The sequence below is a fragment of the Streptomyces sp. NBC_01003 genome, from assembly GCF_045162695.1.
Classification (GTDB): domain Bacteria; phylum Actinomycetota; class Actinomycetes; order Streptomycetales; family Streptomycetaceae; genus Streptomyces.
On sequence record NZ_CP108707.1, the window covers coordinates 5196118 to 5219648 of the forward strand.

General features: G+C 71.4%; 20 protein-coding genes. 6 read left to right on the forward strand and 14 right to left on the reverse strand.

Annotated elements, in window-relative coordinates; translation table 11 throughout:
• Nucleotides 1–5: 5 nt before the first annotated feature.
• Together OG698_RS23810 and pdhA (OG698_RS23815) are read right to left on the reverse strand one after the other, a co-directional pair.
• Nucleotides 6–986: an alpha-ketoacid dehydrogenase subunit beta gene (locus OG698_RS23810; protein ID WP_406105289.1), complete on the reverse strand. Its 981-nt coding sequence runs from the start codon at nucleotides 984–986 to the stop codon at nucleotides 6–8.
• Nucleotides 987–988: 2 nt separating this feature from the next.
• Nucleotides 989–2167: a pyruvate dehydrogenase (acetyl-transferring) E1 component subunit alpha gene (gene pdhA / locus OG698_RS23815; protein ID WP_406105291.1), complete on the reverse strand. Its 1179-nt coding sequence runs from the start codon at nucleotides 2165–2167 to the stop codon at nucleotides 989–991.
• A 390-nt stretch (nucleotides 2168–2557) separates the two neighbouring features.
• Here pdhA (OG698_RS23815) and OG698_RS23820 point away from each other — a divergent pair, with 390 nt between their 5' ends.
• The 3 genes from OG698_RS23820 (at nucleotide 2558) to OG698_RS23830 (ending at nucleotide 4795) form a co-directional block, all read left to right on the forward strand.
• Nucleotides 2558–3220: a response regulator gene (locus OG698_RS23820; protein WP_406105293.1), complete on the forward strand. Its 663-nt coding sequence runs from the start codon at nucleotides 2558–2560 to the stop codon at nucleotides 3218–3220.
• A 76-nt stretch (nucleotides 3221–3296) separates the two neighbouring features.
• Nucleotides 3297–3749 (forward strand): pyridoxamine 5'-phosphate oxidase family protein, encoded by a 453-nt coding sequence (locus tag OG698_RS23825; protein WP_406105294.1) that lies wholly within the window; start codon nucleotides 3297–3299, stop codon nucleotides 3747–3749.
• A gap of 35 nt (nucleotides 3750–3784) precedes the next feature.
• Entirely contained in the window at nucleotides 3785–4795 is a 1011-nt protein-coding gene (locus OG698_RS23830) for a phosphotransferase (protein ID WP_406105295.1), read from the forward strand.
• Between the two features lie 29 nt (nucleotides 4796–4824).
• Here the strand turns inward: OG698_RS23830 and OG698_RS23835 are convergent, their stop codons facing one another.
• Nucleotides 4825–6477, reverse strand: a complete 1653-nt coding sequence (locus OG698_RS23835) for a protein kinase domain-containing protein (protein ID WP_406105296.1) — start codon at nucleotides 6475–6477, stop codon at nucleotides 4825–4827.
• Between the two features lie 312 nt (nucleotides 6478–6789).
• Here OG698_RS23835 and OG698_RS23840 point away from each other — a divergent pair, with 312 nt between their 5' ends.
• Nucleotides 6790–8370, forward strand: a complete 1581-nt coding sequence (locus tag OG698_RS23840) for a protein kinase domain-containing protein (protein WP_406105298.1) — start codon at nucleotides 6790–6792, stop codon at nucleotides 8368–8370.
• A 123-nt stretch (nucleotides 8371–8493) separates the two neighbouring features.
• Here OG698_RS23840 and OG698_RS23845 read toward each other — a convergent pair whose 3' ends face one another.
• From OG698_RS23845 to pdhA (OG698_RS23885), 9 genes are all read right to left on the reverse strand, one after another.
• Nucleotides 8494–9036 (reverse strand): bacterial proteasome activator family protein, encoded by a 543-nt coding sequence (locus tag OG698_RS23845; protein ID WP_399969051.1) that lies wholly within the window; start codon nucleotides 9034–9036, stop codon nucleotides 8494–8496.
• Between the two features lie 413 nt (nucleotides 9037–9449).
• A complete protein-coding gene (locus OG698_RS23850; protein ID WP_406105300.1) occupies nucleotides 9450–10298 on the reverse strand; it encodes a hypothetical protein in 849 nt (282 codons plus the stop codon).
• Between the two features lie 172 nt (nucleotides 10299–10470).
• Nucleotides 10471–11451 (reverse strand): NAD(P)H-quinone oxidoreductase, encoded by a 981-nt coding sequence (locus tag OG698_RS23855; protein ID WP_399969055.1) that lies wholly within the window; start codon nucleotides 11449–11451, stop codon nucleotides 10471–10473.
• 105 nt (nucleotides 11452–11556) lie between these two features.
• Complete coding sequence (locus OG698_RS23860; RefSeq protein ID WP_399969057.1) at nucleotides 11557–12663, reverse strand: potassium channel family protein; 1107 nt, start codon at nucleotides 12661–12663, stop codon at nucleotides 11557–11559.
• On the reverse strand, nucleotides 12651–14165 hold the full coding sequence (locus OG698_RS23865; protein WP_406105302.1) for a molybdopterin molybdotransferase MoeA: 1515 nt from the start codon (nucleotides 14163–14165) through the stop codon (nucleotides 12651–12653). Before OG698_RS23865 ends, OG698_RS23860 begins: the two co-directional genes overlap by 13 nt.
• Nucleotides 14165–15136 carry an NTP transferase domain-containing protein gene (locus OG698_RS23870; protein ID WP_406105303.1) on the reverse strand — a complete coding sequence of 324 codons (972 nt, stop codon included), beginning with the start codon at nucleotides 15134–15136 and terminating at the stop codon, nucleotides 14165–14167. Before OG698_RS23870 ends, OG698_RS23865 begins: the two co-directional genes overlap by 1 nt.
• A 127-nt stretch (nucleotides 15137–15263) precedes the next feature.
• The gene (locus tag OG698_RS23875) at nucleotides 15264–16592 is read right to left on the reverse strand and encodes a dihydrolipoamide acetyltransferase family protein (RefSeq protein ID WP_406105305.1); all 1329 of its coding nucleotides are present in this window, start codon (nucleotides 16590–16592) and stop codon (nucleotides 15264–15266) included.
• Nucleotides 16592–17596 carry an alpha-ketoacid dehydrogenase subunit beta gene (locus OG698_RS23880; protein ID WP_406105306.1) on the reverse strand — a complete coding sequence of 335 codons (1005 nt, stop codon included), beginning with the start codon at nucleotides 17594–17596 and terminating at the stop codon, nucleotides 16592–16594. Before OG698_RS23880 ends, OG698_RS23875 begins: the two co-directional genes overlap by 1 nt.
• Nucleotides 17593–18729, reverse strand: coding sequence for a pyruvate dehydrogenase (acetyl-transferring) E1 component subunit alpha (pdhA, locus tag OG698_RS23885; protein WP_406105308.1), 1137 nt, complete (start codon nucleotides 18727–18729; stop codon nucleotides 17593–17595). Before pdhA (OG698_RS23885) ends, OG698_RS23880 begins: the two co-directional genes overlap by 4 nt.
• 173 nt (nucleotides 18730–18902) lie before the next feature.
• Here pdhA (OG698_RS23885) and OG698_RS23890 point away from each other — a divergent pair, with 173 nt between their 5' ends.
• Entirely contained in the window at nucleotides 18903–19481 is a 579-nt protein-coding gene (locus OG698_RS23890; RefSeq protein ID WP_406105310.1) for an Lrp/AsnC family transcriptional regulator, read from the forward strand.
• 21 nt (nucleotides 19482–19502) lie between these two features.
• On the opposite strand, the gene OG698_RS23895 is transcribed toward OG698_RS23890, so the two are convergent.
• Both OG698_RS23895 and OG698_RS23900 read right to left on the reverse strand, forming a co-directional pair.
• Nucleotides 19503–20093, reverse strand: a complete 591-nt coding sequence (locus OG698_RS23895) for a TetR/AcrR family transcriptional regulator (RefSeq protein WP_406105311.1) — start codon at nucleotides 20091–20093, stop codon at nucleotides 19503–19505.
• Nucleotides 20090–21613, reverse strand: coding sequence for a 3-hydroxyacyl-CoA dehydrogenase (locus OG698_RS23900; RefSeq protein WP_406105313.1), 1524 nt, complete (start codon nucleotides 21611–21613; stop codon nucleotides 20090–20092). The genes OG698_RS23895 and OG698_RS23900 overlap by 4 nt, the downstream gene beginning before the upstream one ends.
• 208 nt (nucleotides 21614–21821) lie before the next feature.
• Between OG698_RS23900 and paaN the strand changes: the two genes are divergently transcribed.
• Nucleotides 21822–23528: a phenylacetic acid degradation protein PaaN gene (gene paaN / locus OG698_RS23905; protein WP_406105315.1), complete on the forward strand. Its 1707-nt coding sequence runs from the start codon at nucleotides 21822–21824 to the stop codon at nucleotides 23526–23528.
• Nucleotides 23529–23531 lie beyond the last annotated feature (3 nt).

Genomic DNA, 23531 nt, shown 5'->3' on the forward strand with positions numbered 1-23531 from the left:
TCTCCTCAGTACGCAAGCGAGCGGTCGACGGCATCGAGCACCCGGTCGAGGCCCGGCAGGTACTCATCCTCGAGGCGCGCCGGCGGGTACGGCACGTGATAGCCGCCGACCCGCAGCACGGGCGCCTCCAGATGGTAGAAGCAGCGCTCGCTGATCCGAGCGGCGATCTCCGCGCCCGTACCGAGGAAGACCGGGGCCTCGTGCACCACGACGAGCCGGCGGGTCTTCTCGACGGACTTCTGCACCGCGTCGAAGTCGATCGGTGACATGGAGCGCAGGTCGAGGACCTCCAGGGACTTGCCCTCCTCCTGGGCGGCCGCGGCCACCTCCAGGCAGACCTTCACCATCGGCCCGTAGGCGACGAGCGTCAGATCCGTGCCCTCGCGCACCGTGCGCGCGCCGTGCAGCGGTCCGGGGATCGCCTCGGTGTCGACCTCGCTCTTGTCCCAGTAGCGCCGCTTCGGCTCGAAGAAGATCACCGGGTCGTCGCTCTGGATGGCCTGCTGCATCATCCAGTACGCGTCCGACGAGTTCGACGGGGAGACCACCTTCAGGCCCGCCACGTGCGCGAACAGCGCCTCCGGCGACTCCGAGTGGTGCTCGACCGCGCCGATGCCGCCCCCGTAGGGGATCCGCACGACGACCGGCAGCTTGATCTTGCCGAGCGCGCGGGCGTGCATCTTCGCGAGCTGCGTGACGATCTGGTCGTACGCGGGGAAGACGAAACCGTCGAACTGGATCTCGACGACCGGCCGGTACCCGCGCAGCGCGAGGCCGATGGCCGTGCCGACGATGCCGGACTCGGCGAGCGGGGTGTCGATGACCCGGTCCTCGCCGAAGTCCTTCTGCAGCCCGTCCGTGACGCGGAAGACGCCGCCGAGCTTGCCGACGTCCTCGCCCATGATCAGGACCTTGGGGTCGGTGTCGAGCGCCAAACGCAGCGACTCGTTGATCGCTTTCGCGAGCGGAAGCTTCTGTACCGCCATGATCAGTTGCCTCCCTCGGCATCGGAGAACGACGCCTGGTAGGCGGCGAACTGGGCACGCTCCTCGTCGACGAGCGAGTGCCCGTCCGCGTACGCGTTCTCGAAGATGGCCATCGGGTCCGGGTCCGGCATGGCCCGCACGACCTCGCGTACTCGAAGACCCAACGCTTCGCTCTCGGCCTCGAGTTCCGCGAAGAATCCCTCGTCCGTGTCAGTTTCGGACTCGAGATAGGTGCGCAGGCGCTGGATCGGGTCCTTCGCCTCCCACGCCTCGCGCTCCTCGTCGGCCCGGTACTTCGACGGGTCGTCGGAGGTGGTGTGCGCGCCCATGCGGTACGTGAACGCCTCGACCAGCGTCGGCCCCTCGCCCCTGCGCGCCCGCTCAAGGGCCCACCTGGTGACGGCCAGGCAGGCGAGCACGTCGTTGCCGTCGACGCGGACGCCGGGGAAGCCGTAGCCCTGTGCGCGCTGGTAGAGCGGCACGCGGGTCTGCTTCTCGGTCGGCTCCGAGATCGCCCACTGGTTGTTCTGGCAGAAGAACACGACGGGCGCGTTGTAGACCGCGGAGAACGTGAACGCCTCGGCGACGTCGCCCTGGCTGGAGGCACCGTCACCGAAGTACGCGATCACGGCGCTGTCCGCGCCGTCCTTGGCGATGCCCATGGCATAGCCGGTGGCGTGCAGCGTCTGCGAGCCGATGACGATCGTGTACAGGTGGAAGTTGTTGCTGTTCGGGTCCCAGCCGCCGTTGTTCACACCGCGGAACATGCCGAGCAGGTTCGTCGGGTCGACGCCCCTGCACCAGGCGACGCCGTGCTCGCGATAGGTGGGGAAGACGTAGTCGTCGTCGCGCGTGGCGCGGCCGGAGCCGATCTGCGCGGCCTCCTGGCCGAGCAGCGAGGCCCACAGGCCCAGCTCGCCCTGGCGCTGCAGCGACGTCGCCTCCGCGTCGAAACGGCGGGTGAGGACCATGTCGCGGTACAGGCCGCGCAGCTCGTCGGCCGTGATGTCCTCGACGAACGCGGCGTACTCGGCGTGTGCGGGGTCCTCCACGCGCCGGCCCTCGGGGCTCAGCAGCTGGACGAGGTCGGGCGCTCCCACCCCCGGGGACTTCTTCGCAGACTTTTTCGCAGCGGTGCGCTTGCGCGGCGTACGCGCGGCGGCAGTGCTGTCCACGGTCACGTGTGCTCCTCCGTCGGTCCGGCCCCCGGGTTCGCCGGGAAGCCTGGGGGTCCCCCCAGCCCTTCGATTAAGGGCCTCGGGGAGGCTCGCCTGGTCCGTCCCGCGCACGGGGTGGGTGCGACTCGGCCGGGTACAGGCGTGACAGGTGCCCCGGCGAGCGCCCTGCACGATGCACGTTACCCAGTGCCCCACATATCTGCGAAACCCCATCTGACCTGCGATTTTGCTTGGATATCCAAGTAAATCGAGCAACTGCGGAACAGTCGCTGGTCAGACGCGGTCAAAGCACCATTCGGAGCACCGGTCACAAGCCTGGCAGGCAGCCGGAACACCGGCACGTTATCCCGGTCACCTCGGGCACGGGAAGAGCCAGTATGTGAGACTCACCGCGTGCCCGAAGACGGAAAAATTCGCGTATTTCTACTCGATGACCATGAAGTCGTACGCCGCGGAGTGCACGAGATGCTCTCCGTGGAAGGGGACATCGAAGTCGTCGGCGAGGCGGGTACGGCCGCCGACGCCCTCGTCCGCATTCCCGCCACGCGCCCCGATGTCGCGGTCCTGGACGTGCGGCTCCCGGACGGCAGCGGCGTCGAGGTGTGCCGCGAGCTCCGCTCCCAGGACGACTCCATCAAGTGCCTGATGCTGACCTCGTTCGCCGACGACGAGGCACTCTTCGACGCGATCATGGCGGGCGCCTCCGGCTACGTACTGAAGGCCATCAGGGGCAACGAGCTCCTGAACGCGGTCCGTGACGTCGCCGCCGGGAAGTCCCTGCTCGACCCCGTCGCCACCGCCCGCGTCCTCGAAAGGCTCCGCGGCGGCGGCCGCGGCCAGGAGGACGACCGGCTCACGAACCTGACCGAGCAGGAGCGCAAGATCCTCGACCTGATCGGCGAGGGCCTGACCAACCGCGTCATCGGGGAACGCCTGCATCTCGCCGAGAAAACGATCAAGAATTACGTGTCCAGCCTGCTGTCGAAACTGGGCATGAAACGCCGCTCGCAGGCCGCCGCCTATGTCGCGCGGCTACAGGCGGAGAAGCGCCACTGAATTCGGGACCTACGTCCCTTTCACAGGGGGCCGGGGCCTCTTTTACGACGCGCTTCCGGTGGCGCACCGTGGAAACATGCCCTCCGAATTCCAGGAAGACCGCGCCCGGGAACAGCGCGCCATCGAGCTGATCGGCAGCGTGGACTACGGCCGGGTGGCGACCAGCATGCGCGCGCTCCCCTTCCTCGCCTCGGCCCGCCACATCGTGGTGGACGGCCGGGTCGTCCTGCGTATGCACAAGGGCTACGGCTACCACCGGGCCTGCGCCGGCAGCGTCGTCGCGTACGGCGCCGACAACCTGAACAACGGCGACCCCGCCGACGGCCGGTGGTCCGTCCAGTTCGTCGGCACCTGCGAGGCCGTCGAACCGTCCCTCGCCGAACTCGACCCCTTCGGCCCCGCGCCCCACCTCGTGGACGGCGAGGCGTTCGACCCCGTCTATCTGCGGATCGATCCCCAGTTCGTCACCGTGCACGAACTGGGGGGCGGCGCCCGTCATCCGAAGCGGGTCTTTCGCCACGTTCTGTAGCCACCGGCTACCCAGGGTGCCCTAACATCTGGCGCGTGCCGCGCTCATCTGCTCACTCCGCCCCACCGCTCCGCGCCCTGCTGCGGCAGTACGACGCCGGCTCACCGCTGGCCTGCGAACCCGTCGACCAGGGCCTGCTCAACCGCGGCTACCGGCTCGCCACCACGCGCGGCCGCTACTTCCTCAAGCACCACTTCGACCCCGAGACCGCCGACCCGGCCGCCATCGCCCGCCAGCACCGCGCCACCGAACGCCTGGCCGCACTCGGCGTCCCCGTCGCCCCGCCACTGACCGCCGCCGACGGCCGCACCGTCACCGTCATCGGCGGCGCCAGCTACGCCCTGCACCCCTGGGTCGAGGGCCGCCACCGCAGCGGCGCCCAGCTCACGGCGGCCCAGTGCCGCACGCTCGGAGCGCTCCTGGGACTCGTACACGCCTGTCTGGAGAAGGTCATGGGGGCCGCGCCCGCGCGCGGGCGGGCCAGTGCGGATCCCGCGGACACCCTCGCGCTCATCGACACCCTGCTGGAGCAGGTGCGCCGCCGTCGCCCGCACGACGCCTTCGACGAGCTGGCGCGGCACCGGCTCGTGGAGCGCCGCGCCCTCCTGGAGTCCTGCGCGGGGCGGCGGCCTCCGCAGGCCTCGGCGACCGGCTGGGTGCACGGGGACTTCCACCCGTTCAACCTGCTCTACCAAGGCGGCGTACCGGCCGCGATCGTCGACTGGGACCGGCTCGGGGTGCAGCCGCGCGCCGAAGAGGCCGTGCGCGCCGCCGTGATCTTCTTCGTGCGCCCCGTCGGCACCCTCGACCTGCAGAAGGTGCGGGCCTACGCGCGCGCGTACCGCCGCGCCTCGGGCGCCGGCGCGGACGAACTCGCGGCCGCCGTCCACCGTGTGTGGTGGGAGCGGCTCAACGACTTCTGGATACTGCGCTGGCGCTACGAACGCGGCGACACCCGCGCCGATCCCCAGTTCCCCGCGGCGTCGGCGCTCGCCGTGTGGTGGACGAAGGAGTACGGGGCGGTGCGCGACGCGTTCGCCGAGTGAGCGGCCGTCAGCGGGCCGGACCGGCCGGGTCAGCCCGTCGCCGGGTCGCCCGTGGAGACCTGGAGCTGGATCGACTCGGGGTTCTTCGGGTCGATCTCCGTACGCGCCTTGGGGTACTGCACGATGACCGTGCCCTCACCGAAGGTGTTCTCGTCGACGTCCCGGACATCGAACTTCCAACCGGCGGCCTGCATACAGGCCTTCACCGACTTGATGTTCTTGTAGGTGAAGTCCGGGAGCATGACCTTGTCCGGGTCGTTGTAACCCGTGTCGGGCTCCTTGCACTCGTCCTCTTCGATCGTCTTCGTCAGATCGGGACCCTTGTGACCGGCGACGACCGACGGGCTCTTCTTGGCGTCGTCGCCGCCCTTCGTGTCATTGCCGTTCATCGTCAGGGCCGTGATCAGACCACCGACCGCGATCAGCGCGACGACGATCGAACCGACGATCACGCCGGTGTTCCGCTTGCCCCCACCGCCGCCGGAGCCCGCCGAACTCGGCGTCGTCTGGGGCGAGATGGTGTACGGCGGAGGCGTCTGCTGGTGCTGTTGGTGCTGATACTGCTGCTGCTGAGGCGCGTACGGAGAGGTGGGCGGCGGGGTCTGGTAGCCCTGCTGCGGATATCCGTAGCCCGGAGTGGCCGGCGCCGGAGTGGGCGTCCCGTAGGGGCCCGGCTGATACGGCGTCTGCACCGGGCCGGTCGGCGCCGCCGTCGACTGGTCGACCGGCGGGAACACCGCGGAACCGACACCCGCGCCGCTGGACGTCTGCGCACCCGGCACGATGCTGGGCGCCGCGGCGTGCAGCGACTGGGCGACCCGCAGGCACTCGTCCCGCATCGCCTCGGCGCTCGGGAAGCGCTCGTTCGGGTTCTTCTTCAGCGCGCGGGCGACCAGCGCGTCCACGGCCGGGGGCACCGACCGGTTGATCGACGAAGGAGCCACCGGCTCCTCCTGGACGTGTGCGTACGCTATGGCCAGCGGCGAGTCCGCCTCGAACGGCAGCCGCCCGGTGACCAGTTGGAACAGCATGATGCCGACCGAGTACAGGTCGGAGCGGGCGTCCACACCGCGGCCGAGGGCCTGCTCGGGCGAGAGGTACTGCGGGGTGCCGACGACCATGCCGGTCTGCGTCATCGACGTGACACCGGACTGCATGGCGCGGGCGATGCCGAAGTCCATGACCTTGACGACGTTCCGCTTCGTCATCATGACGTTGCCCGGCTTGATGTCGCGGTGGACCAGACCCATCTCGTGGCTGATCTCGAGCGCCGCGAGGACATCGGCCGTGATCTTCAGGGCCTTGTCGGTCGGCATCGCGCCGTAGTGCGCGACGTCCGCGTCGAGCACGGAGCCGAGGGGCTGGCCCTCCACGTACTCCATGACGATGTACGGAGTGGTCATCCCGTCGAGGTCGTCCTCGCCGGTGTCGAAGACCGAGACGATGTTCGTGTGCGTGAGCTTCGCCACGGACTGGGCCTCGCGGCGGAAACGCTCACGGAACGCCTGCTCGCGCCCGAGCTCGGTGTGCAGCGTCTTGATCGCCACCTGGCGGTCGAGCACCGCGTCGTACGCGAGGTGGACCGAGGCCATGCCGCCCTCGCCGAGCAGATCACGCAGCTGGTAGCGACCGCCGGCGACAGCACGCCCTGCGTACCGGCCCTGTGCGCCGTCCTGGCTCATGTTTCTACGTCCCCCATCGGCGCGACCCGTGATCGATTACCACTATTCCCGGCCAAGTCTGCCCCGTGGCACCGACACGTCAAGCTCGGTGCCCGTTCCGTGACCGTACGGGCAAGAAGCGTCGCGGAAGCGTTACAGGAATTGCCCAGACGATTTGCATCGCATTGCCCGCAGAAGGTTTGATGGCCGGTCCATCTCGGGACGGCGCGCCGGGCGAAGCCTGTAGCGTGGCCCGACGGAGACCGTAACGACCACCGCGCGTACATCCGAGAGTGCGGACACGAACGCGGACAGAAACGACGGCGAGGACTGATGGCACAGACGCAGCGCGCTCAGGGCCCGTCCGACCCCGAGGCGGCTGGCGGCGGTATGTCAGATGCGCCGGAGTTGTGGGGGAACGGCGGGCTGGTCGGCGACGGCCGGTACCGGCTGACCCACAGACTCGGCCGGGGCGGCATGGCGGAGGTTTTCGCCGCGGAGGACGTCCGGCTCGGACGCACCGTCGCGGTCAAGCTCCTACGCTCCGACCTTGCCGAGGACCCGGTCTCCAAGGCCCGCTTCACGCGCGAGGCCCAGTCGGTCGCGGGCCTCAACCACCACGCGGTCGTCGCCGTGTACGACTCCGGCGAGGACACCGTCGGCCGCTCGGTCGTCCCCTACATCGTGATGGAGATCGTCGAGGGCCGCACGATCCGCGACCTCCTCCTGAATGCCGAGGCGCCCGGCCCCGAGCAGGCACTGATCATTGTCTCCGGTGTCCTGGAGGCCCTCGCCTACTCGCACCAGCACGGCATCGTGCACCGCGACATCAAGCCGGCGAACGTGATCATCACCAACACCGGTGCGGTGAAGGTGATGGACTTCGGCATCGCGCGCGCCCTGCACGGCGCGCAGTCGACCATGACGCAGACCGGCATGGTCATGGGCACGCCCCAGTACCTGTCGCCCGAGCAGGCTCTCGGCAAGGCCGTCGACCACCGCTCCGACCTGTACGCGACCGGCTGCCTGCTCTACGAACTCCTCGCGCTGCGGCCCCCGTTCACCGGCGAGACCCCGCTGTCCGTCGTCTACCAGCACGTCCAGGACGTGCCGGTGCCGCCCTCCGAGGTCTCGGACGTGGCGCCGCCGGAGCTCGACGGCCTCGTCATGCGCTCCCTGGCCAAGGACCCGGACGACCGGTTCCAGACCGCCGAGGAGATGCGCGGCCTCGTCCAGTACGGGCTGCAGATGCTGTACGACCAGGGCGGCCACACCAACACGTGGAACACCGGCCCGGTCACCGCCGACATGCACCAGGGCGGCAACACCCCGGCCATGGGCGTCGCGGGCACGACGGCACTGCCGCACCCGACCGACGGCGGTACGGCGGCCCAGCCGATGCTGCGGCCCCCGGGCAGCGACGACGGCGGATTCGACGGCGGCCACCGCGGAAGCGGCGGCAGCGGCCGCGGCAAGATGTGGATCCTCGCGGTCCTCGCCGTGATCGCCATCGCGGGCGGCGCGGCCTGGGCGATGACCCGCGGCGGCGATCACGGTGGCGGCACCGGCACCACCCAGTCGCCCACGCAGTCGCACTCCCAGAAGGAGAAGGAGCCCACCGAGAGCTCCGACGACACCTCCACCGAGGACGACACGACGGACCCGGGCGCCGGGACCGGCGGGCAGTCCGACTTCTCGCCGTCGGAGGAGCCCAGCACGGGTGACGTCACGCCGTCCGACAGCGCGCCCGAGCCGAGCGACGAGCCGTCCGACCCGACGCCGTCCAAGACCCAGCCGACGTCCGAGGAGCCGCCCACGGACGGTCCCAGCCTGCCCACGGAGGAGCCGCCCACGGGTGGCACGGACGGGGACCCGGGCGGGAACGGCGCGGCCGGCACCGACGGCGGCGCCTGAGCCGCCGCCCTCCTGGCAGACGACGTACGAAGGCGCCCGGCCGGTCATGGTGACCGGCCGGGCGCCTTCGCGTCATGGGTTCGATTCGGGTTGCGACAGCTACCGGGTAGGGGCCCCGTGTCTTTACAGGTACGGGCCTCCGGAGCGGCCGGCGATCCGCGGGTCGTCGCCCTCCTCGCCGCCGCCCACGCCGGGCGGCAGCGCGCGGCGCATCTGCTCCAGCTGGGCCCGCGCGGCCATCTGCTGGGCGAACAGCGTCGTCTGGATCCCGTGGAAGAGCCCCTCCAGCCAGCCCACCAACTGGGCCTGCGCGATCCGCAGTTCGGCGTCGCTCGGGATCACCTCGTCGGTGAACGGCAGGGAGAGGCGCTCCAGCTCCTCGACGAGCTCCGGCGCGAGACCGTCCTCGAGCTCCTTCACGGAGCTGGCGTGGATCTCCTTGAGCCGCACCCGGCTCGCCTCGTCCAGAGGAGCCGCCCGCACCTCCTCGAGCAGCTGCTTGATCATGCTGCCGATGCGCATCACCTTGGCGGGCTGTTCCACCATCTCCGTCACCGGAACCTCGCGGGAGTCGTCGTCTCCACCGCCGCCGAGCGCCATTCCGTCCTGGCCCACGACCAGGACCTGGGGGCTCTGCGGCGAGCTTTCGTTCCTCGGCATCTCCATGCCGCCATTCTCTCGCACCGCACCATCACACCTGGGTAGTGCCCCCATACGAGGGTGATCCACCGTGTTCGGGCGTGCTCCCACCGTGAGCGACGCTGTTTCCCACGCGTACGGGTCTGCGCGACGCGGGCGGCGGCTTGCGGGGCGGGCGGGGCGTCGAACGGGGGCCACGGGCCGGTCGGGACGGGAGGTCTCGGGACTGGGCGGAGCGGGAGGTGTCGGGCCTGGGGGGTGCGTAGGCCGTGGGTCGCGCGTGTGGTTGCGGCTGGGTCATGGGGAGCGCATGGGCCGTGGGCAGGGCGTATGTCATGGGCGGCGGAGATTTCTCGTTCGGGGCAGTTTTCATGGGCGGCGGGATTTCAGGTGCGGCAGCGATTTCGCGTGCGGGGCAGGTTTCGCGTGCGGCGCATATTTCACGTGCGGCGCAGGCGCAGTGCCAGGAATCCGACGCCGAGGCCTATGAGGACCAGGCCGGAGCCCAGCGGCAGGACGCCCACGCCGGGGATCACGGGTTCGGCGACGGTCGGCCGCGGGGTGTGGCCGGCGCTGTCCACGGGGACGCCGGTGGGCCGGGCCGACGGCTGGCCCTGCTGCTCGTCGGAGCCGTCCTCGGGGGCCTGCTGCTCTTCCGGGGGCACGGATATGGAGGCGTGGGCCGGGCGGGTGCGGGGCGGGTCCGCCGACGGAGGGCGGGACCGTTTCGGCGACGTGGCAGCGGACGCCGAGGCGGAGTGGCTCTTACCGGCGGAGTGGCCCTTACGGGAGGAGTCCGCAGGGGAGGCCTTCGCAGGGGAGGCCTTCGCAGGGGAGGCCTTCGCGGGGGATGCCTTCGGATGGGCGTGGGAGGCGCCGGGCCTTCTGGGGGAGGCACTCGCCGAGGGCTTCCCGGTGTCGGGCGCGGAGGATTCGGCCGCGGAGTGCTCGCCGCTGGGCCGGCCCCTGGGCGGCTTCTGTTCGGGGCGGTCGTGGGCCGACGGCTTCGACTCGGCCCGCCCCGGCGGCGTACGGCCCTTGCCAGGGTGGCTGCCGGCCTGTGTCTCGTCGGCAGAGGCAGAGGTGGAGGTGGAGGTGGAGGCGGAGGTGGAGGCGGAGGCGGGGGCGCGGGCAGAGGCGGGGGCGCGCGGGGGCGCGGGTTCGGCGGCGTACGCGTAAGTGCCTGAGGTGGCCGGTCCGAGGAGGAGGGCCAGGAACAGCAGACGCCACAGCGGCGACGGCAGCGGCAGCGGCAGCGGGCGGCCGGTGGTGCGGAGGCGTGGAGTCATTCCGCGCGCCCTCCCGGAATCGAGTCACCAAGATCGGAGGAATCCCGGAATCAGCGTCACATGACGCAACAATTCCGGCACCTTGGTGTCGCTCCACTCACTCCGGCCACGCCGCCCGGCCGCCTGGAGGGCCACCAACTCGCCCGGGCCACGCCCCCGCCCGCCGATGGATCTACTCGACGGTGAGCAGCACCTTCCCGATGTGCCCGCTCTCCTCCAGGACCCGGTGCGCCTGCGCCGCGTCGCTCATCGGCAGCTTCCGGTCGACGATCGGCCGGACGCGGCCCGAGTCGATCAGCGGCCAGATGTGTTCCCGCACCGCAGCGACGATCGCGGCCTTCTCGGCCAGCGGGCGCGCGCGCAGCGAGGTCGCGGTGATGGCCCCGCGCTTGTTGAGGAGCATGGCGATGTTCAGCTCGCCCTGGATGCCGCCCTGCATGCCGATGATCGCGAGGCGGCCGTTGGTGGCCAGCGCCTGGACGTTGCGGTCCAGGTACTTGGCTCCCATGTTGTCGAGGATGACGTCCGCGCCCGCGCCGTCGGTGGCCCGCTTGATCTCCTCCACGAAGTCCTGCTCGCGGTAGTTGATCAGGATGTCGGCGCCGAGCTCGGCGCAGTAGTCGAGCTTCTCCTTGCTGCCCGCCGTCACCGCCACCTTGGCCCCGATGGCCTTGGCCAGCTGGATGGCCATCGTGCCGATGCCGCTGGAGCCGCCGTGGACCAGGAAGGTCTCGCCGGGGCGCAGGTGGGCGATCATGAAGACGTTCGACCAGACGGTCGAGGTCACCTCGGGCAGCGCGGCCGCCGTGACGAGGTCGGTGTTCTCGGGTACGGGCAGGAGCTGGCCGGCCGGGACGGCGACCTTCTGGGCGTAACCGCCGCCCGAGAGAAGCGCGCACACCTCGTCGCCGACGGACCAGCCGGACACGCCGGCGCCGAGGGCGACGATGCGTCCCGAGCACTCCAGACCGGGGATGTCGCTCGCGCCGGGCGGCGGGTTGTAGAAGCCCTGACGCTGAAGCAGATCGGCGCGGTTGACGGCCCCGGCCGCCACCTCGACCAGCACTTCGCCGTCACCGGGTACGGGATCGGGAACCTCCGCCCAGACGAGCGCCTCAGGTCCACCGGGTTCCGGAATCGTGATCGCATACATGCCGGCGAGGCTACTCCTCGGAGCGATCCAGGAGACGGGTCGGCGCGTGCCCCGACTGCCAATCCTCCCGGGCCCCCAACTGACCGTCCCCGCGAGCCCCAACCGTCAGTCCCGCGGCAGCCGTCGCGTGTCCGGGATGGCCTGGGTGCCGGGGGTGGCCCGGACGATCGTGATCAGGCGGTCCGTCAACTGGAGCGTGCCGATGGCCCGGTCGTCGTAACCCAGCACCCGGTGCCCGCGCACCACGCTCACCACCAGGTCCTCGGTCTCGCGGACCTTCAGTCCCACCTCGGCCTTTATGACCGGCCGTTCCACGATGTCGAGTCCGCTGCCCTGCTGGATGAGGTCCTCCATGACCATGCCTGCGCTCGGGCTGAGCACGGAGAGTCCGAGCAGCCGGCCCGCCGCGCTGGCGCTGGTGATGACGGCGTCGGCTCCCGACTGCCGCAGCAGCGGGGCGTTCTCCTCCTCGCGGACAGCCGCCACGATCTTCGCCGCGCGGTTGAGCTGGCGGGCGGTGAGGGTCACCAGGACCGCGGTGTCGTCCCGCTGGGTGGCAATGATGATCTGCCGCGCCCTCTGCACCTCGGCCCGCAACAGCACATCACTGCGCGTGGCATCACCGACGACCCCGGCGAACCCGTGCGCCGTGGCCGCCTCGATGACCTTGCTACTGGGGTCGACGACCACGACCTGATCCGCCTTCAGGCCCGTCGCGCAGACGGTCTGGATCGCCGACCGGCCCTTCGTGCCGAATCCGACGACCACGGTGTGGTCACGCAAGTTGGACCTCCAGCGGTTCAGTCGCCACTCCTCCCGCGTGCGCTCGGTGAGCACTTCGAGAGTGGTGCCGACCAGGATGATCAGGAACAGCACACGCAGCGGCGTGATGACGAGGATGTTGATGATCCGGGCACCGTCACTGACGGGTGTGATGTCCCCGTACCCGGTCGTGGAGAGGGTGACGGTCGCGTAGTAGAACGCGTCCAGCAGGTCGACGCTGCCGTCGGAGTTGTCGTTGTAGCCGGAGCGGTCGATCCAGACGATGAACGCCGTCGCGACCAGCACGGCGAGCGCCACTATCAGTCGCCGGGCGACCTGCCGCAGGGGCCGCTCGACAACCCGCTTGGGCAGCTTCACCTGACGGGCGACGACCTTCTCGTCGTCCTGGCGGGCCATCGCGTCATGGCCGGGAAGTTTCACGTGAAACACCTCTCGGCAGCGCCGTAGCCTCCGTCGCCACCTGTCGGGCTCCACGACCACGGCAGGTCGAGGATCTCCACTTCCCGCCCGGCCTTCGCGCCGCCGGGCGCGACGACGGCGAGCCCGTCGGCCGCCGCGATCCCGCGCAGCATGGCCGGACCGTTGTAGCGCAGCGGCACGGCCACATCCCCCCGCACGACGACAGGGACGAGCCGCGTGTCATGCGGATGCCCGTGCACAGCCCCCTGGAGCGGCACGGTGTACGGCTCCTGCTCCGGTCGTCCCGCGAGGATCCCCAACAGGGGCTCGGCGAGCGTGAGGAGCCCGGAGACGGCTGCGAGAGGGTTGCCCGGCAGGCCGACGAGGTGCTGCCGTTCCTTGGTGCGGGCGAGCAGCATCGGGTGCCCCGGCCGCACCGCGACACCGTCGACGAGCAGTTCGGCATCGACCCCGCTCAGCGTCGGGTGTACATGGTCGACCGGACCCGACGCGGTGCCACCGGTCGTCACGATGAGGTCGGCGTTCGACGCCCGTACGGCCTTGAGCAGCGACTTCGGATCGTCGCCCAGACGCCGTACGGACGTGACCTCCGCGCCGAGCGCCCTCAGCCAGGGCGGCAGCATGGGGCCGAGCGCGTCCCGGATGAGGCCCTCACGGGGGAGGCCCTCGGTCAGCAACTCGTCGCCCAGGACGAACACTTCGGCCTTCGGCCGCGTCACCGTCAGCAGTTCGTCGTACCCGGCTGCCGCGGCCAGCCCGAGCACCGCGGGCGTCACCAGGGCTCCGTTGGGCAGGAGTTGGTCGCCGGATCGGCACTCCTGGCCGCGGGGACGGATGTCCTGGCCGTGGCCGACGTCGCGCAGGGCGAACAGCCGTCCCTTGTCGTCGGTGCGTCCGTGTTCGCTGCGGATGACGGCGGTCGCGTCTCTCGGGACCCGGGCGCCGGTCGCGATCTGGACGGCCTCACCGTCGGACAGCGGCTCGGGCCGGTCCTCCCCGGCGAGTATCCCCTCGGCCCGTACGTCCCAGGGGCCCGGCCCGGCAACAACCCAGCCGTCCATGGCGGACGTGTCGAAGGACGGGAGGTCGGAGAGCGCGGCGAGGGGCTCGGCCAGCGTCAGGCCCAGCGCCCGGTCGAGCGGCACGCGGCGCTCCGCCGCACCTCCCCGGAGCGCGGCGGCCGCGCGTCCGGCCCGCCCGGCGACGGCCCGCGCAGCGGACCAGGGGGCGGCCTGGTGCCGGGAGTCGGTTCGGTGGCTGGAGGAAGTGCTGTTGTGCGCGGGGTCCGGGTGGCCGGTGTGGCCAGTGGGGGTGACGGGTCCGGTGCGCCGGGCGCCCTCTGCCGAACCGTGTCCTGGGCGTCCCGTACCGGAACCTGCCCCGCCGGAGCGTCCCGCACCGCGGCCGTCTGCCGCCCGGGCCTCGTTGACCAGGGCGAGCGCCTCGTCGACGGCGCCGTCCTCGGCCGCGCGCGCCTGCGCGGCGAGCGACTCCGCGCTCTGACCGCTCATCACGCGTCCGGCCGCGCGCCCGCAGAGCCACCGGGTGAGTCGCCGCCGGATGCGGGACTGTCGGACGAGGCAGCCGGACCGGCACCCGTCGTCCCGGGCGCCGACGCTTCCTCGTCCGCGGCCTCCTTCGCCCAGCGGTCAGCGAGCGCGGCGGCCTTCGCGCAGGCCTCGGCGACGGCCTCGCGGCCTCCTCCGGCGTTCGCGGCCGCGTATCCGACGAGGAATGTCGTCAGGGGAGCGGCCGGCCTGGCCACACCGTGCGCGGCGTCGCGGGCGAGGTCGAGCAGGACGCCGGTGTCGACGTCGAGCTCGATGCCCAGTTCGTCCTTGGCTGCGGAGATCCATTCATCCAACACGTGCCCATGCTCCCTGATACGTGACCGGGCGGCGGCGATGTCGTCCCAGGTGTCGCAGTCGAAGGACGCGACGGGGTCGGTGATGCGGGTGAGTTCGAGTCGGCCGACGAGCAGCCGCAGGGGCAGCCCGGAGAGGCCGTCGTCGTGCGCGGCTGCGAGTTCGGCGAGGTGGTGGCGCAGGGGTGCGCTGCGGTAGGCCGCGACGAGCGGCTGGTCCCGGCCGTCGGCGTCGGTGAGCACGACCCCGTCCGCCGTTCCCGCGTCAAGGGCATCGAGGAGGCCCCGTACCGTCTGCTCGCTCAGGAAGGGCAGGTCGGCGGAGAGGACGAGGACCTGGTCGCCCGTGGTGGCGCGCAGGCCGGCGTCGAGTGCGGCCAGCGGTCCGCCGCCCGGCGGGTCCTCGCGGGTCCAGCGCACGGGGTGCGCGGTGGGTCGGGGTTCGGCGACGACGACCGTGGTGCCGGCCGTGGCGCAGGCGGCCAGTACGCGGTCGAGCAGCGGCCTGGCTCCGACACGGACCGCGGGCTTGTCCGCGCCGCCGAGCCGTCTGGCGGCGCCGCCGGCGAGCACGACGGCGTCGTGGGCGGGGCGGCTCGGCGCGGGAGCAGCGTTCATCCCCCGAGTATGGGCGCACGAAGGATCATTGCCACCCCTGGAAACGGCCCGCACCCGCGAGGATTTACGTCACATCGAGGTGGGCGGGGGCGGGCCGTTCGTGTTCACAGGACGCGCAGGCTCGTCCTCACAGGGTGCGCAGGAGCACCGCCGGCTGTTCGACACAGTCCGCGACGTAGCGCAGGAAGCCGCCTGCCGTGCCGCCGTCGCACACCCGGTGGTCGAAGGTGAGCGACAGCTGGACGACCTGGCGCACCGCCAACTCACCCTGGTGGACCCAGGGTTTGGGGATGATCCGGCCCACGCCGAGCATCGCTGCCTCGGGGTGGTTGATGATCGGCGTCGAACCGTCGACGCCGAAGACGCCGTAGTTGTTCAACGTGAACGTGCCGCCCGTGAGTTCCCCGGGCGTGAGCCGGCCGGCCCGCGCCGCGTCCGTGAGGCGGGCGAACTCGGCACTCAGGGACTCGGCGTCGCGTACGTGCGCGTCCTTCACGACGGGGACGACGAGTCCGCGCTCGGTCTGGGCGGCGAACCCGAGGTGCACGGCGTCGAGCTGCACAACCTCCCGGGCCGCCATGTCGACCCGGGAGTTGAGCTCCGGGTAGCGGGCCAGGGCCGCGGTGCAGATGCGGGCGAGCAGGGCGAGAACGGAGATCTTCTCCCCGCCGGCCGCGTTCATGGCCACGCGCGCGTGCATGAACTCCGTGGCGTCGGCGTCCACCCAGCAGGTCGCGTCGGGGATCTCGCTGCGGCTGCGGGTGAGCTTGTCGGCCACGGCGCCTCGGAGGCCGCGCAGGGGGACGCGGATGCCGTCGGCGGTCCCGCCCACCGGGGCGTGGGCCGGAGCCGGGGCCACGTCCTCCGCTTCCGCCACGTGGGCCCGCACCTGCACCGTCTCGCGCATGGCGCTCTCGACATCGGCCCGCATGATGAGTCCTTCGGGTCCCGACCCGGGCAACTTCCGCAGGTCGACACCGTGTTCGCGGGCGAGCTTGCGCACGAGGGGGGAGATGACCGGCACGGGTCCGCTCCGCTGCAGCGCCTCCGGAACCGGGACGGACGGGGCATTCCGAGCGGGTGCCGCAGGCGCTGCCACGGGGAGGTCGTCCTGTCGGCGAACCCGGCGGCGGCGCGCGGGGGCGGCCGCCGTGCCGTATCCCACCAGGACGTTCCCGGACCCCTCGTCGTCACCCTCCCCCTCGGCCGGTGTGCCCACAGCGACCGTCAGGAGGGGCGAGCCGACGGGCAGTTCGGTGCCCTCCTCGCCGAAGCGGGCGGTGACCACGCCCCCGTAGGGGCACGGGACCTCGACCATCGCCTTGGCGGTCTCCACCTCGACGACCGGCTGGTCCACCGCCACGACGTCGCCGACCTGGACGAGCCAGGTGACGATCGAAGCCTCGGTGAGGCCTTCGCCGAGGTCGGGCAGCTTGAACTCGAAGACCTGTGCCATCAGCTGCCCGCCTCCCACTGGAGCCGCGCGACCGCGTCCAGGATCCGGTCGACCCCCGGCAGATGGTGCCGTTCCAGCATCGGCGGCGGATACGGGATGTCGAACCCGGCCACCCGCAGGACCGGCGCCTCCAGGTGGTGGAAGCACCGTTCGGTGACGCGCGCGGCGATCTCGCCGCCGGGGCCGCCGAAACCGCCCGACTCGTGCACGACGACCGCCCGCCCGGTGCGGCGCACGGACGCGCTGACCGTCTCGTCGTCGAACGGCACCAGGGAGCGCAGATCGACGACCTCCAGATCCCAGCCCTCGGCCCGCGCCGCCTCCGCCGCCTCCATGCAGACGGGCACCGACGGCCCGTACGTGATGAGGGTGGCGTTGGTGCCGGTCCGGCGGACCACGGCCCGTCCGATGGGTTCGACGTCCGTCGGGTGCTCGGGGTTCCAGGAGTCCTTCGACCAGTACAGCCGCTTGGGTTCGAGGACGATGACGGGGTCGTCGGAGGCGATGGCGGCGCGCATCAGGCCGTAGGCGTCGGCGACGGTGGCGGGCGTGACGACATGGAGGCCCGGGGTGGCCATGTAGTAGGCCTCGGAGGAGTCGCTGTGGTGCTCGACGCCGCCGATGCCGCCGCCGTAGGGCACGCGCACGGTGAGGGGCAGCGGCATCGCGCCCCTGGTGCGGTTGCGCATCTTCGCCACGTGCGAGATCAGCTGTTCGAAGCCTGGGTAGGCGAACGCGTCGAACTGCATCTCGACGACGGGCCGCAGGCCGTACATGGCCATGCCGACCGCGGTACCGAGAATGCCCGCCTCGGCGAGCGGCGTGTCCGTGCAGCGGGCGTCACCGAACTCCTTGGCGAGTCCGTCGGTGACTCGGAAGACGCCGCCCAGCGTGCCGACGTCCTCGCCGAGGACGTGCACGGAGGGGTCGGCGGCCATGGCGTCGCGCAGGGCGCGGCCGAAGGCCTGCGCCATGGTGGCCGGCTTGACGGCGACGGTGGTCATCGGCCCGCCCCGTCCGCCTCGGCGTCGAGCTCGGCGCGCAACTGGGCGGCCTGCTCGCGCAGTTGCGTCGTCTGCTCGGCGTAGACGTCGCGGAAGAGGTCCATGGGGTCGAGCACCGGATCCTGGTTCATGCGCTCGCGCAGGTCGGCGGCCATCTTCTCGGCGTCGTCGCGCACGGCCCGTATGCCTTCCTCGTCGAGGAGTCCGCGATCCGTCAGCTCCCGCTCCAGGAGCAGGATCGGGTCGTGGTCGCGCCAGGCGTCGACCTCTGCATCGACGCGGTAGCGCGTGGCGTCGTCCGCGTTCGTGTGCGCCTCCATGCGGTAGGTGACCGCCTCGACGAGGGTCGGGCCGCCCCCTCCGCGCGCGTGGCGCACGGCTTCGGCGAGGACCTCGTGCACGGCCGCCGCGTCGTTCCCGTCGACGAGGCGACCGGGCATCCCGTATCCGACGGCCTTGTGGGCCAGGGACGGGGCGGCGGTCTGCTTGTCGAGCGGTACGGAGATGGCGAAGCCGTTGTTCTGGACGAGGAAGACGACCGGGGCCTGCCACACCGCCGCGAAGTTCAGCGCCTCGTGGAAGTCGCCCTCGCTGGTGCCTCCGTCGCCGACCATGGCGAGCGCGACCACGTCGTCACCCTTGAGGCGGGCGGCGTGCGCGAGGCCCACGGCGTGCGGTAGCTGCGTCGCGAGCGGCGTGCACAGGGGGGCGACGCGGTGCTCGCGCGGGTCGTACCCGGTGTGCCAGTCGCCGCGCAGCAGGGTCAGGGCCTGTACGGGGTCGAGGCCGCGGGCGACGGCGGCGAGGGTGTCCCGGTAGCTGGGGAAGAGCCAGTCGCGCTCCTCCAGGACGAGGGCGGCCGCGACCTCGCAGGCCTCCTGTCCGGTGCTGGAGGGGTAGACCGCGAGCCGGCCCTGCTTCGTCAGGGCGGTCGCCTGCGCGTTGTACCTGCGGCCGCGCACCACCTCCGCGTACAGCTGGTGCAGGAGCCGGGCGTCGGCCTTGGCCGCGGCATCGGTGCCGAGAACCCGGAACGGCTCGGCGTCGGGCAGTAGCGGCGCGGGATCCGTGCGCGGCTGCCAGGCGGGCGGCGGGGTGGGCCGGTAGGCATCCCGCTGCTCCATGACCGTCATGACGGCACCTCCTCGTTGGAAGCGGCTGAGAGACGCGACGGTGTGATGCGCCCCACCTACCGATTGTTCGGTCGTCGGCACATTTTGGCTACAGGCACCTCCAGGCTGTGGACAAACGGTTCTCCACAGCTTGGGATGGACGCAGTACGTCCATGGTAGGGAGGCGGGGGGACATGGCATCTGAACGAATGGCCGACGGCCCGGGCGGCGACCGCCCCGAGACTCCGCCCCGCGCGCCCGACAGCGGCCCCGACAGCCGCCCGGGCTCCCCGCCGCGCCCGCCCGAGGGCCGCCCCGAGTACCAGCCGCGCGCGCTGGACTCCATCGACCGCGACATCCTGCAGATGCTCCAGATGGACGGCCGGGCCTCGATACGCTCCGTCGCCGAGCGCGTCCATGTGTCACGGGCCAACGCCTACGCGCGCATCAACCGGCTCATCGACGACGGCGTCATCCGCGGGTTCGGCGCCCGCGTCAACCACGAGCGGGCCGGGCAGGGCGCCTCCGCGTACATCACGCTCAAGATCGTCCAGAACTCCTGGCGCACCGTCCGCGAGCAGCTGCGCCGGCTCCCGGAGGCCTCACACATCGCACTGGTCAGCGGCGATTTCGATGTGCTCCTGATGGTGCACACGCAGGACAACAGGGCCCTGCGGGAGCTCGTACTCACCAAACTCCAGGCCATGCCGGAGGTGCTGAGCACGCGGACGCTGCTGGTGTTCGAGGAAGAGGACCTGGAGCCGGACGCCTGACGCGCCCGCGCCCCGGGGCCGTCAGCCCTCCTTGCGCAGCCCTCCGAAGATCAACTGCACGACGGCGTCGGCGACTTCGCGGTCGTCCATGCCCCGGCCGCCCGGCCGGTACCACTCCACGATCGAGTTGATCATGCCGAACACGAGGCGGGTCGCGAGCCGTACCTCGATGTCGCCCCGCACGTCACCGTCGGCCGCGGCCGCCTTCAGAAGCTCGGCCACCTGGTGGTCGAACTCCCTGCGCCGCTCCATCGCCCAGCGCTCCGCGTCGGTGTTCCCGCGCACGCGCAGCAGCAGGGTCACGTACGGCAGCTCGGATATCAGGACCTGGACCATGCGCCGGGTGACGTACTCCAGGCGCTCGACGGCACGCCCCACGCACGCGTGCTCCTCGCCGAGGATGCCGAAGAGGCCGTCGAGCGCGCGGCTGACGGCGCGCCGCAGCAGCTCCTCCTTGCCGGCGACGTGGTGGTAGATCGACGACTTGGAGATACCGGCCGCCTTGGAGAGGTGCTCCATCGAAGTGCCGTCGTAGCCTCGCTCGTTGAACACCTGCACGGCGACCGACAGGAGGGTCTCGGGCGTGTAGGTGTCGCGCCTTGCGGTGGTCATGCGGAGCCCTCCCGCTTGTCGGAGGCGTACGAGTGGCGGTAGAGCGCGAGCGAGGGCGCGTAGCGGCCGGACGGGTCGCGCAGGTGCAGATCGTCGAGCAGGGAGTACGCCCAGTTCTTGCCGAGCTTCCTGCTCCACTCGATGGGCCCCAGTGGGTAGTTGACGCCCAGGCGCATCGCCGTGTCGATGTCCTCCGGGGTGGCCACTCCCTTGGCGACGGCATCGTGCGCCAGGTCGATGAGCCGCGCGACCGTGCGCGCGACGATCATGCCGGGCACGTCCCCGATGACGCTGACGTCCTTGCCGATGGCCTGGAAGAGCCCGGTGGCCTCGTGCAAGGTCTGCGGGGACGCTTCCTGAGAGGTCGCGAGCGCGATACGGGTCGCGGCGCGATAGTCGAACGCGAGATCGAAGTAGATGACGTCCCGGTATTCGACGGACGTCTGGCCGTCCGCGAGGGCGAGCTGGCCGCCGCCGGGAAGGACCAGGCGCGTGCCGTTGTCCTCGTCCTCCTCGCGCACCGGGATGCCCGCCTCGCGGATCAGCGCGAGAAGCTCGCCGGCAGGCCCCAGGTCGCCTTCGGCGACGACGTACGCGGGCGCCTGGGCGGGCTGCGCGGTGTGCGGTTCCGGGCGGTCCTCGCCGTCCGTGTACGCGTACCAGCCGCGGCCCGTCTTGCGGCCGTGCATGCCGGCCTCGACCAGGCGCCGCTGGGCGAGGGCCGGCCGGAACTTCACGTCCTGGAAGAAGGCCTCCCACACGGAGCGGGTGACCGCTTCGTTGACGTCCTGTCCGATGAGGTCCGTCAGCTCGAAGGCGCCCATCTTGAAGCCGCCGCACTCGCGCAGGACGGCGTCGATGGTGGCGGGCTGGGCGCCCTGCTCCTCGTAGACCGCGAACGCCTCGGCGTAGAAGGGGCGGGCGATGCGGTTGACAATGAATCCGGGGGTGTCGGCGCAGACGACGGGGGTCTTGCCCCAGGCGCGGGCCGTCTCGTACGCGCGCGTGGCCGCCGTTACGTCGGTCGCCGCGCCGGAGACCACCTCGACCAGCGGCATCAGGGGCGCGGGGTTGAAGAAGTGCAGGCCGACGAGTCGCCCCGGCAGACGCAGCGCGCCGCCGACAGCCGTGACGGACAGGGACGAGGTGTTGGTCGCGAGCAGACAGTCGTCCGCGACGATCTCCTCCAGGTCCGTGAACAGCTGCTGTTTCACGTCGAGCCGCTCCAGTACGGCCTCGACGACGAGCGCCGCCCCCGCGAACTCCTCGAGGGACCCGGCGGCGCTCAGACGCGCACGCGCGGCGTCGCGCTCGGCCGCGTCGAGCCGGCCCTTGTCGACCAGGCGGTCCAGGCGCGCGGCGATGGCGTCCGCAGCCTCCCGGGCGCGGCCCGGTACGGCGTCGTAGAGCCGGACGGGGTGGCCGGCGGTCAGGGCGACCTGGGCGATGCCCTGGCCCATGGTGCCGGTGCCCACCACGCCCACAAGGCGTTCGGGGCTGCCGAGCTCGAGTGCTGTCATGGTCGCGATCCTCCCGCACGGAACGACGGCCGGGGTCCCGGGGGTCGGGGCGCTGAGGCGGGCGCGAGGTTTTCCACAGGTTCGACGGACCCCCTTGTCCCGACCGATCGTTCGGTTACTCTAACCGTGTCTGCCTGTTCCTGCCCAGCTGTTCCTGCCCAGCTCGCCGGCTCGACGAAGAGCCGCCTCGACGAGGAGTTGGTCCGTCATGGCCGCCGAAGTCACCGCGCACGACCTGATCGCCAAGCACCGGCCCACGCTTGACCAAGCGCTGGAAGCGATCCGCACGCGCGCGTACTGGTCACCGCACCCCGAGCACCCCAAGGCCTACGGAGAGCACGGAAGCCTGAGCATGCCCGAGGGCAAGGCCGCCTTCGACGCGCTCTCCGGCACCCGGATCGACCTCGGCCAGCCCGGCACGGACGACTGGGTGGGCGGCGAAATGTCGCCGTACGGCGTCGAGTTGGGCGTCACCTACCCGCACCCCGACCTGGACGTCCTGCTCCCCGCGATGCGCGCGGGCATGCGCGCGTGGCGCGAGGCTGGCGCCGAGGCGCGGGCCGCCGTATGTCTGGAGATCCTGGCCCGGATCAGCGCGCGTACGCACGAGTTCGCGCACGCCGTGATGCACACCAGCGGCCAGGCCTTCATGATGGCGTTCCAGGCGGGCGGCCCCCACGCGCAGGACCGCGGGCTCGAAGCGGTGGCGTACGCGTACGTCGAGCAGGTGCGCACACCGGACGCGGCGGAGTGGACCAAGCCGCAGGGCAAGCGCGACCCCCTCGTCCTCGGCAAGCAGTTCACGCCGGTCGGGCGCGGCATCGCGCTCCTCATCGGCTGCAACACCTTCCCCACGTGGAACGGATATCCGGGGCTCTTCGCCTCCCTCGCCACCGGCAACCCCGTCCTGGTGAAGCCCCACCCGCGCGCGGTGCTGCCCCTCGCCCTGACCGTCCAGGTCGCCCGCGAGGTCCTCGCCGAGTCCGGCTTCGACCCGAATCTGGTCGCGCTGGCCGCCGAGAAGCCCGGCGAAGGCATCGCCAAGACCATCGCCCTGCGCCCCGAGATCAAGATCATCGACTACACGGGCTCGACGGCGTTCGGCGACTGGCTGGAGACGCACGCCCGGCAGGCACAGGTCTACACGGAGAAGGCCGGCGTCAACACGGTCGTCATCGACTCGACCGACCGCTACAAGGGAATGCTGGCGAACCTCGCGTTCTCCCTGTCCCTGTACAGCGGCCAGATGTGCACCACCCCGCAGAACCTGCTCATCCCGCGCGACGGCATCACCACGGACGAGGGCCCCAAGACGTACGACGAGGTGGTCACCGACATCGCGGCCGCGGTCGGCGGCCTCCTCGGCGACGTCGCCCGGGCGAACGCGCTGCTCGGCGCCCTGGTCAACCCGGACGTGAAGTCCCGCCTGGAGGCGGCCTCCGGCCTCGGCGAAGTCGCCCTCGCCTCACGGGAGATCAGCAACCCGGAGTTCCCCGGTGCCGTCGTCCGCACGCCGGTGATCGTCAAGCAGGACGGCGCACGGAAGTTCTGGGACGGCGCCGACTCCGACTCCGCCTACCTCAGCGAGTGCTTCGGCCCAGTCTCCTTCGCCGTCGCCGTCGACTCCACGGCGGACGCGCTGGACCTGCTGCGGCGCACGGTGCGCGACAAGGGCGCGATGACCGTCGGCGCGTACACGACCTCCGACGAGGTCGCCGAAGGCGTCGAAGAGGTCTGCCTCGAAGAGTGCGCCCAGCTGTCCATCAACCTCACGGGCGGGGTGTACGTGAACCAGACGGCGGCGTTCTCGGACTTCCACGGCTCCGGCGGCAACCCCGCGGCCAACGCGGCGCTGTGCGACGGAGCGTTCGTGGCGAACCGCTTCCGGGTCGTGGAGGTGCGCAAGGAGGCCTGAGGC

Excerpts from the sequence above, each read along its gene's own strand:
- OG698_RS23810 (WP_406105289.1), bottom strand. The coding sequence starts at position 986 with ATGGCGGTACAGAAGCTTCCGCTCGCGAAAGCGATCAACGAGTCGCTG.
- OG698_RS23890 (WP_406105310.1), top strand. The coding sequence starts at position 18,903 with ATGGCATCTGAACGAATGGCCGACGGCCCGGGCGGCGACCGCCCCGAG.
- OG698_RS23840 (WP_406105298.1), top strand. The coding sequence starts at position 6,790 with ATGGCACAGACGCAGCGCGCTCAGGGCCCGTCCGACCCCGAGGCGGCT.
- OG698_RS23835 (WP_406105296.1), bottom strand. The coding sequence starts at position 6,477 with ATGAGCCAGGACGGCGCACAGGGCCGGTACGCAGGGCGTGCTGTCGCC.
- OG698_RS23870 (WP_406105303.1), bottom strand. The coding sequence starts at position 15,136 with ATGAACGCTGCTCCCGCGCCGAGCCGCCCCGCCCACGACGCCGTCGTG.
- OG698_RS23875 (WP_406105305.1), bottom strand. The coding sequence starts at position 16,592 with ATGGCACAGGTCTTCGAGTTCAAGCTGCCCGACCTCGGCGAAGGCCTC.
- OG698_RS23895 (WP_406105311.1), bottom strand. The coding sequence starts at position 20,093 with ATGACCACCGCAAGGCGCGACACCTACACGCCCGAGACCCTCCTGTCG.
- paaN (WP_406105315.1), top strand. The coding sequence starts at position 21,822 with ATGGCCGCCGAAGTCACCGCGCACGACCTGATCGCCAAGCACCGGCCC.
- OG698_RS23865 (WP_406105302.1), bottom strand. The coding sequence starts at position 14,165 with ATGAGCGGTCAGAGCGCGGAGTCGCTCGCCGCGCAGGCGCGCGCGGCC.
- OG698_RS23880 (WP_406105306.1), bottom strand. The coding sequence starts at position 17,596 with ATGACCACCGTCGCCGTCAAGCCGGCCACCATGGCGCAGGCCTTCGGC.
- OG698_RS23825 (WP_406105294.1), top strand. The coding sequence starts at position 3,297 with ATGCCCTCCGAATTCCAGGAAGACCGCGCCCGGGAACAGCGCGCCATC.
- OG698_RS23850 (WP_406105300.1), bottom strand. The coding sequence starts at position 10,298 with ATGACTCCACGCCTCCGCACCACCGGCCGCCCGCTGCCGCTGCCGCTG.
- OG698_RS23855 (WP_399969055.1), bottom strand. The coding sequence starts at position 11,451 with ATGTATGCGATCACGATTCCGGAACCCGGTGGACCTGAGGCGCTCGTC.
- OG698_RS23900 (WP_406105313.1), bottom strand. The coding sequence starts at position 21,613 with ATGACAGCACTCGAGCTCGGCAGCCCCGAACGCCTTGTGGGCGTGGTG.
- OG698_RS23845 (WP_399969051.1), bottom strand. The coding sequence starts at position 9,036 with ATGGAGATGCCGAGGAACGAAAGCTCGCCGCAGAGCCCCCAGGTCCTG.
- pdhA (WP_406105308.1), bottom strand. The coding sequence starts at position 18,729 with ATGACGGTCATGGAGCAGCGGGATGCCTACCGGCCCACCCCGCCGCCC.